The sequence below is a fragment of the Pseudomonas sp. BAV 4579 genome, assembly GCF_009765395.1.
GTDB classification, from domain to species: Bacteria; Pseudomonadota; Gammaproteobacteria; order Pseudomonadales; family Pseudomonadaceae; genus Chryseomonas; species Chryseomonas aestiva.
Genome location: NZ_WHOV01000159.1, coordinates 1 through 8,470, shown reverse-complemented (window position 1 = coordinate 8,470; position 8,470 = coordinate 1). Strand labels below are relative to the sequence as shown.

Genomic DNA, 8,470 nt, shown 5'->3' with positions numbered 1-8,470 from the left:
TAGTTGAAGAGCCATAACCGTCCGTAGCGTGGACAACGGCGAAGCCTTGTCCACTGTTAGTGTAGGTACCTTCCAGTGGAACACGCTGCGTGGTTTCCACGCTACGACCCCTGAACTCCAAATCCTCAGGCTGGCGTTCCGTCCCCTCAGTGAGGCCGAGTTCCGGTGTCGTGGCGGGGGTTGCGAGGCAGGACGCCGAGCGAGGCGCGAGGGGCAGGAAGCCCCTTCGTGCCGTGCCCCTGCCACGGCGCCGGAGCGAGGGAACCCGGAGCGCAGCGGAGGGCCGAAACGTGGGGACAAGCGTTTTTGGTTACTTTTTTGGCGAATGCAAAAAGTAACTCGCCCGGGTGGGCGAAACAAAGCCCTCAGAGCACTCGATAAACAGCTAAGGCACCCATACCCCTAATCCGTTGGGCTTCGCTATCGCTCAACCCAACCTACGGTGCTCCGTCCGGGCCACCAGGCCCCAGACTTCGGCCTCACGCCACCATCGTGATCCACGGCACCCCGATCCCCAGCAGCACCAGCAGGAACAGCGCGCCGAAAAGGGTCCCCAGTCGCCAGTAGTCGGCGCTGGGCAGGTAGCCGCTGCCGTAGTACACCGGGCTCGGCCCGGTGCCGTAGGGCGTGATGATGCCCATCAGCCCCAGCGAGGTGCCCAGCAGCAGGGCGAACACCGGCAGGTCGATGCCGGGGATACCCATGCCGGCGGCCAGCATCACCGGCAGCAGCGCCGTGGTGTGGGCGGTGGAGCTGGCGAACAGGTAGTGGGCGAGATAGAAGACCGCCACCAGGACCACCATGGCGGTGCCGGCGTGGAAGCCGCCCAGGTGGCCGGCGACCCACTGGCCGAACCAGGCGACGAAGCCGACCCGGGTCAGGCCGTCGGCCAGGGCCACCAGGGTGGCGAACCAGGCGAAGGTGTTCCAGGCGGCCTTGTTGCCCAGGGCGTCGTTCCAGGTGATGACCTTCAGCAGCAGCATCAGCACGATCACCAGGATGCCCACCAGCGCCGGATCGGCCCAGGCGGCACCAAAGATCCACAGCGCCAGGGCACCGATGACCAGGGCCAGCAGCAGCTTTTCATCGCGGGTCAGCGGGCCGAGTGCGGCCAGTTCCTTGGCCGCCCACAGCGGCACCTGATCGTTGCGCTTGATCTCCGGCGGATACAGCCAGTAGGCCAGCAGCGGCAGCAGGGCCAGCAGCAGGATGCCCATGGGCGCGGCGGCGATGAACCACTGGCCCCAGCTGATGTGCACCTGGGCGGTCTTCTCGATCAGGGCGGCGGCCAGCAGATTGGGGGCGAGGGCAGTGAGGAACAGGGTGCTGGTGACGCAGGTGGAGGAGATCGCCACCCACATCAGGTAGGAACCGATGCGCCGGGCGCTGGGGTCGTTGGGCTTGGAATCGTAGAGCAGCGGCAGGTTGCGGATCACCGGGTAGACGGTGCCGCCGCTGCGCGCGGTGTTGGACGGGGTGAAGGGTGCGAGGGCCAGATCGGCCAGCATCACCGCATAGCCCAGGGTCAGGGTCCGGCGGCCCATGGCCTTGACCAGCAGCAGGGCGATGCGTCGCCCGAGCCCGGTCTTTTCGTAGCCCAGGGCGAACATGAAGGCACTGAAGATCAGCCAGACGGTATTGTTGGAAAAGCCCGCCAGGCCCCATTTCAGCGCCTCCTGTGGAGCGCGAAAGCCCGGTGTCGCCAGTTGCGCCGGACTGAACAGCACCCAGGGCGCCAGCAGGGCCGCCACGGCCACCCCGATCAGGCCGACCACCGCGCCGGGCAGGGGTTCGAGGATCAGTCCCACCACCACGCCGGCGAAGAGGGCGAAGTACAGCCAGGCATGAGCGGGCAGGCCCTCCGGTGCCGGCAGCAGCGCCAGCAGTCCGGTGACGGCGAGGGGCAACAGGAATTTCCAGGTGGTACGCATCGGGCGCTCGCAGATTCCGGTGGTCTCGGGAAACCGGCCTGGGCCGGGATGGCTGACGGTACTGTGCCAGAGGGCTGCGCGGTCAGCGGCAGCCAGCTTTGCAAAGGCCGGGCTGCTTTCCCAGCGCGCTGGCCGTGGTCATTCGTCGCAGTCCCGCGGTCTTAGGTTCCCTGAGGGCATTCTTTCGCTATCGAGAATGACTTGCAACAACGCGAAGACGCCGGTCGTTGCCGATTGCGCCCGTCGCTCACCTCGGCGAACAATCGGACCCTCCGCCAACCCTAACAACACGAGGATGACCGCCATGAAGTACCGCCTGGGAGAACACCGTGTCGACGCCCATCCGCACAGCTGGGTCGCGCCTACCGCCGCGGTGATCGGCAAGGTCCGCCTGGATGAAGGCGCCAGCGTCTGGTTCGGCGCGGTGCTGCGCGGCGACAACGAACTGATCCATATCGGCCCGGACAGCAATGTGCAGGACGGCGCCGTGCTGCACACCGATCCCGGCTCGCCGCTGATCCTGGGGCGTGGTGTCACCGTCGGCCACCAGGCCATGCTGCATGGCTGCGAAATCGGCGACGGCAGCCTGATCGGCATCCACGCCGTGGTGCTCAACGGCGCGCGCATCGGGCGCAACTGCCTGGTGGGCGCCAACGCTCTGGTCACCGAGAACGCGGTGATTCCCGACGGCTCCCTGGTGCTCGGTTCGCCGGCCAAGGTGGTGCGCACCCTGAGCGAGGCCCAGCAGGCGCAGCTGGCGGCCAACGCCCAGGTCTATGTGGCCAATGCGCGGCGCTATCTGGAAGAGTTGTTCGAACAGGGGGAGTAGGGCGACCGGGAGCCGCGCCCCGCGCTGGATGACGTTCTGCCTCCGAGCAAGGGCTGGGATGAGGGAAAAGCCGCGCCGGTCTATTGGCCTTCGCTGCGCTCAACCCAATACCGGCTGCGTAGCGTGGAAAACGGCGCAGCCTTTTCCACCTGAAAATTCGTTGCCAGGCGTGCCCTCACCCCAACCCTCTCCCGGAGGGAGAGGGGGCTGTCCGAGCAGGCGTTCGTTTGCAGTGCCAAAGGTTGATTCGCGATTCATTGTCGCCAGGCTATCCGCTAGCGCGGAACCACTCCCTCTTCCTGTGGGTGAGGGAAGGCTAGGAACTGATCGCGGCCATGGGCCGCTCCTACAGGTGTTTCCCGGTCTGTAGGAGCGGTCGCTACGGCGCACCGGCATGGCCGCGATGAGCCTCTACCTCACGGCTTCTCGAACCGATAGAACAGATTCGGCTCGCTGACCACGTACAGCCGGCCCTGGTCGTCCATGGCCACGCCTTCCGCCTGGGGCACGCTGCGGCTCAGGCCGTGCTGGCCGCGCAGCAGCGACAGCGAACTGATCGGCTTGCCGTCGTCGTCCAGCTCCAGCACCAGGCGCGACTGATCCGAGAGCGCCAGCAGGTGGCCAGTGCCGGGGTCGAATTGCAGGCTGGAGAGATCGCGCACGAACAGGCGGCGATCGCGTTGTGGATCCGTGCGCAGCGACAGCGCCTGCAGGCCTTCGAAGGCTTCGCTGCCCAGGCCGTCGATCTCGTAGATGCGTACCGGATCGCTTTCCTTGGCGACGAAGAAGCGCTCGCGGGCCGCGTCATAGGCTAGGCCTTCGTTGCCGCGGTTGTCGCTTTGCACGTCGCTGAGGCTGAAGGGGTGACTGACCTGGCGGTCGTCGACGTCCACCACCCGGGTGTCGGCGCCGATCCGTACCCGTACCAGGCGCTGGCGGCGCTCTTCGCTGATCATGTACACACCCGGCTTGATGTACTCGATGGCTTCCGGATCGCTGAAGCCCCTGAGCTCCACCTGGCGCAGCAGCCGGCCGTCCAGGTCCAGTTCGAGAAAGCGCGCCGGCTTGTTGGTGACGCTGACCAGGGTGCGGCGATCCGGATCGAAGCTCAGCGCCGAGACATCGGTTATGCCCTCGCCGATGGGCCTGGCCTCGACGGTGACCCGGTAGCTCGGCAGCCACAGCGAACGGGCCTGGCGACTCTCGGCCTGGCTCTGGAGTTTGAACAGGAGCCGCTCGAACAGCCGGTGCTGCTGGGCCACCAGGGTCAGGGCCAGCAGCAGGGCGCCGCCCAGCAAGGCGCCCAGGGTGCGAGGGGAAAACAGCGGAAACATCGACAGGGTCCTGAGGCGGTAATGCCGCGCAGCCTAAGGGCGCGACCCTGAATTCAAGCTGAATAGGCGCTCATTGCGCCGCGCCGGACACCTTGTGAAACACGTGGAAGAGATTGGGTTCACCAATCAGGTAGAGATTGCCGGCTTCGTCGAGGGCCACGCCTTCCGGTTGCTCCATGGTCGCGTCCAGGCCGTGCAGGCCGCGTCTCAGGCTGATGAAGCTGACCGGTTGTCCCTCGGCGGTCAGCTCCACCAGGGTGTGGGACTGGTCGGACAGCGCCAGCAGGTGCCCGGTGCGCGGATCGACCGCCACCGCGGAATAGTCGATCACCAGCTGCTTGAGCGCAAAGGGCTGGAGGGTGCCGGTAACGCCGCGGCCGTCGCTGGCCAGGGTGAAGAGCGCGGCCGGGTCGCGCTCCTTGCTGAGGATCAGGCGCTGGTGCCGCGGATCCCAGGCGATGCCTTCGAAGCCCTTGTTGCCGGCGTCGGGAAAGCCCAGGTCGTGGTGTTCGAAGGTGTTGGCGTCCAGTTCGCGGGTGTCGTCGGCCAGCTGGAACAGCGATAGCCGCCGCTGGCGCTCGTCGACGATGGCCAGGCGCCCGTCTTCCAGGGCGGTCACGCCTTCCAGGTTGGAGACGTTGCGGATCGGGATGCGTCTGAGGATGTCGCCGGTCAGGCTCAGCTGCACCAGGTAGGGGGTGCTGCCGGTAACGGCGAAGAGGGTGCGGGTACGGGGATCGTAGGTGAGGTCGGAGGTCTCGGCCTCGGCCAGGCCCGGCAGCTGCTTGCCCTGGATCACCGCCTGGTAGTCCGGCAGCCAGACCGCCTGGGCGCGGACTTCCGGCGGCGTGCGGTATTCCTGCCACCAGAGCAGCGCCCGGTCGTTCCAGTGCCAGACGAAGGTGAGGACGACCAGCACCAGCAGGACGAAGGCGGGAAGGAGGCGCAACAGGATGAGGCGGGGGAGTCTGGACATGCGGGCTCGTACGGCTTCTTGTTAGAGCGTCGCGGCCAGACTGGCACACCGTCGCCAGGCACCGGCCGGGCGACGGTGGGTGGCGGGGTTATAGCACGCGCGTTTCGAAGCGGCTAACGTCCGGCAGCTCCAGCACCAGGTCATCGCCCACGTTGAGAGGTCCGACACCCACCGGCGTGCCGGTGAGGATGACGTCGCCCGGTTGCAGGGAGAAATGCCTGGCGATGGCCTGGATCAGCGGGAGGATGGGATTGAGCATGTCGCGGCTGTTGCCGTCCTGGCGCACTTCGCCATTGATGGTCAGGCGCACCGGGATGTCGGCCAGGTCCTCGAAGGCATCGCCCGGCACGAAGGGCGCGAGCACGCAGGCGCCGTCGAAACTCTTGGCGATCTCCCAGGGATAGCCCTTTTCCTTGAGCCGGCTCTGCACCTCTCTGAGGGTCAGGTCCAGGGAAGGGGCGAAGCCGGAGATGGCGTCGCGCACCTCTTCGGCCGACGGCTTCTTCGACAGCGGCTTGCCGATCAGTACGGCGATCTCGGCCTCGTAGTGCACCGAACCCTGATCGGTGGGGATGGCGAACCCCTCGGCCACCGGGACCACGCAACTGGCCGGCTTGATGAACAGCAGGGGCTCGGTGGGAACCGGGTTGTTCAGCTCCTTGGCGTGCTCGGCGTAGTTGCGGCCGATGCAGACGACCTTGCCCAGGGGGAAGTGGATCTTGGTGCCATCGAGGTACTGGTGCTGGTAGGCCATCTGGTGCTCCTGGTGAGTGGCGTCTGCGGGCGATCTTGACCCCACGATCTTAACCAAAAGCGCGGGCCGCGGCGCGGTCCTGGTCGCAAGGCGCTCATGGTCGCCCTGAGAAAGCTTCAGGTCGCAACCGGACCTGCATGCGGCGGCTCATGCTAAGATAGCGCCCCCTTTGCCGCTGGCTGAACTGGCCTGCGCCGCGCCGGCATCCTTCCCCCTGGACACTCTGGATTCAACGCAGATGAGCAAGACTTCCCTCGACAAGAGCAAGATCCGCTTCCTTCTCCTGGAAGGCGTCCACCAGTCCGCCGTGGATATCCTGAAGTCCGCGGGTTACAGCAACATCGAGTACGTCACCAGCTCCCTGCCGGATGCCCAGCTCAAGGAAAAGATCGCCGACGCCCACTTCATCGGCATCCGCTCGCGCACCCAGCTCACCGAAGAGGTGTTCGACTGCGCCAAGAAGCTGGTCGCCGTCGGCTGCTTCTGCATCGGCACCAACCAGGTCGACCTGCAGGCCGCCCGCGAGCGTGGCATCGCCGTGTTCAACGCGCCCTATTCCAACACCCGTTCGGTCGCCGAGCTGGTGCTGGCCGAGGCCATCCTGCTGCTGCGCGGCATCCCGGCCAAGAACGCCTCCTGCCACCGTGGCGGCTGGATCAAGAGCGCGGCCAATTCCTTCGAGATCCGGGGCAAGAAGCTGGGCATCATCGGCTACGGCTCCATCGGCACCCAGCTGTCGGTGCTGGCCGAGGGCCTGGGCATGCAGGTGTTCTTCTATGACGTCATCACCAAGCTGCCCCTGGGCAACGCCCAGCAGGTCGGCTCCCTGACCGAATTGCTCGGCATGAGCGACATCGTCACCCTGCACGTGCCGGAAACCCCCGCCACCCAGCTGATGATGGGTGAGCGCGAGATCCGCGCCATCAAGAAAGGCGGCATCCTGATCAACGCCGCCCGCGGCACCGTGGTCGATCTCGACGCCCTGGCCGCCGCCATCAAGGACGAGCACCTGATCGGCGCCGCCATCGACGTCTTCCCGGTGGAGCCGCGCTCCAACAACGACGAATTCGTCTCGCCGCTGCGCTGCCTGGACAACGTTATCCTGACCCCGCACATCGGTGGCTCCACCGCCGAGGCCCAGGCCAACATCGGCCTGGAAGTGGCCGAGAAGCTGGTCAAGTACAGCGACAACGGCACCTCGGTGTCTTCGGTCAACTTCCCCGAAGTGGCCTTGCCGTCGCATCCGGGCAAGCACCGCCTGCTGCACATCCACCAGAACGTGCCGGGCGTGCTGTCGGAGATCAACCGTGTCTTCTCCGAGAGCGGCATCAACATCTCCGGTCAGTACCTGCAGACCGACGAGAAGGTCGGCTACGTGGTGATCGACGTCGACGCCGACTACTCCGACCTGGCCCAGGAAAAGCTGCAGAACATCAAGGGCACCATCCGTTGCCGCGTGCTGTTCTAAGCCGCCAGGCGGCATGAAAAAGCCCCGGTCGGGTTCGCCTGACCGGGGCTTTTTTGCTTTCATGCTGGCGGAGGTTTCATCGCGGCCATGCCGGTGCGCCGTAGCGACCGCTCCTACAGGTATATCGAGCATCCTGTAGGAGCGGCCCACGGCCGCGATCAGATTATGTAGCGTGGATAACGGCGCAGCCTTATCCACTGGCCGTGCTTGAGCTCACCTGTGGAAAACGCTGGCGCGGTTTTCCACGCTACGGGTGGCTCAGCTGCGCTCCAGGCGCTCCACGCCCTGGGCGGTGCCCAGTAGCAGCACGTCCGCCGGGCGGGCGGCGAAGAGGCCGTTGGCGACCACGCCGACGATGTTGTTGATCCTGGCTTCCAGACCCAGCGGATCGACGATGTGCATATTGTGCACGTCGAGGATGACGTTGCCGTTGTCGGTCACCACGCCGTCGCGGTATTCCGGGTCGCCGCCCAGCTTGACCAGTTCGCGGGCCACATAGCTGCGGGCCATGGGGATGACTTCCACCGGCAGCGGGAATTCGCCGAGCACCTCGACGCGCTTGCTGGCGTCGGCGATGCAGATGAAGGTGCGCGCCACGGCGGCGACGATCTTCTCGCGGGTCAGGGCCGCGCCGCCGCCCTTGATCAGATTGAGGTGGCCGTCGGCTTCGTCGGCGCCGTCCACGTAGAATTCCAGGTTGTTGACACCGTTGAGGTCATAGACGGTGATGCCATGGCTCTTCAGCCGGTCGGCGGTGGCCTGGGAGCTGGCCACGGCGCCGTCGAATTCCAGCTTGTGCTTGGCCAGCAGGTCGATGAAGAAGTTGGCGGTCGAGCCGGTGCCCACGCCGATCACGCTGTCGCGGGAGAGCTGGGGAAGGATGAGGTCGACCGCGGCCTGGGCGACGGCCTGCTTGAGCTGGTCCTGATTCATGGGGGTATCCGCGAAACGGGTGGAGGGTCGCCGATTATAGCCGCTCGGACGGCCTGGCTAACCCACCCGGGAGTGCCCGTAGTAGACTTTTCGCCCCCGCCGCACCCACCGGATCGCCCCGCCGATGCTCGAACAGTACGTGAAGAAGACCCTGCTCGCCCCCGTCTACGACGTGGCGATCGAAACGCCCCTGCAACCGGCGCGGGCGCTGTCCGAGCGGCTGGGCTGCCAGGTGCTGCTCAAGC

At 66.2% G+C, this 8,470-nt stretch carries 8 protein-coding genes; 3 read left to right on the top strand and 5 right to left on the bottom strand.

The features are described from left to right. Window positions 1-479: 479 nt before the first annotated feature. The gene (locus GSQ95_RS23305; RefSeq protein ID WP_158897025.1) at window positions 480-1,931 is read right to left on the bottom strand and encodes an anion permease; all 1,452 of its coding nucleotides are present in this window, start codon (window positions 1,929-1,931) and stop codon (window positions 480-482) included. Window positions 1,932-2,235: 304 nt separating this feature from the next. Here GSQ95_RS23305 and GSQ95_RS23300 point away from each other — a divergent pair, with 304 nt between their 5' ends. Continuing rightward, window positions 2,236-2,760 (top strand): gamma carbonic anhydrase family protein, encoded by a 525-nt coding sequence (locus GSQ95_RS23300; protein ID WP_158897026.1) that lies wholly within the window; start codon window positions 2,236-2,238, stop codon window positions 2,758-2,760. A 416-nt stretch (window positions 2,761-3,176) separates the two neighbouring features. Here GSQ95_RS23300 and GSQ95_RS23295 read toward each other — a convergent pair whose 3' ends face one another. The 3 genes from GSQ95_RS23295 to GSQ95_RS23285 all read right to left on the bottom strand — a co-directional run bounded on the left by GSQ95_RS23295 (window position 3,177) and on the right by GSQ95_RS23285 (window position 5,824). Then, entirely contained in the window at window positions 3,177-4,094 is a 918-nt protein-coding gene (locus tag GSQ95_RS23295; RefSeq protein WP_158897027.1) for an SdiA-regulated domain-containing protein, read from the bottom strand. A 70-nt stretch (window positions 4,095-4,164) separates the two neighbouring features. Next, the gene (locus tag GSQ95_RS23290) at window positions 4,165-5,070 is read right to left on the bottom strand and encodes an SdiA-regulated domain-containing protein (RefSeq protein WP_158897028.1); all 906 of its coding nucleotides are present in this window, start codon (window positions 5,068-5,070) and stop codon (window positions 4,165-4,167) included. An 88-nt stretch (window positions 5,071-5,158) separates the two neighbouring features. Further along, complete coding sequence (locus tag GSQ95_RS23285; protein ID WP_158897029.1) at window positions 5,159-5,824, bottom strand: fumarylacetoacetate hydrolase family protein; 666 nt, start codon at window positions 5,822-5,824, stop codon at window positions 5,159-5,161. 238 nt (window positions 5,825-6,062) lie between these two features. On the opposite strand from GSQ95_RS23285, the gene serA reads away from it, so the two are divergent. Further along, on the top strand, window positions 6,063-7,292 hold the full coding sequence (serA, locus tag GSQ95_RS23280) for a phosphoglycerate dehydrogenase (RefSeq protein WP_158897030.1): 1,230 nt from the start codon (window positions 6,063-6,065) through the stop codon (window positions 7,290-7,292). A 258-nt stretch (window positions 7,293-7,550) separates the two neighbouring features. Here the strand turns inward: serA and rpiA are convergent, their stop codons facing one another. Then, entirely contained in the window at window positions 7,551-8,225 is a 675-nt protein-coding gene (gene rpiA / locus GSQ95_RS23275) for a ribose-5-phosphate isomerase RpiA (protein WP_158897031.1), read from the bottom strand. A gap of 124 nt (window positions 8,226-8,349) precedes the next feature. On the opposite strand from rpiA, the gene GSQ95_RS26710 reads away from it, so the two are divergent. Further along, window positions 8,350-8,470: hypothetical protein (locus GSQ95_RS26710; protein ID WP_256664697.1), on the top strand; the 121-nt coding region annotated here is incomplete at its 3' end.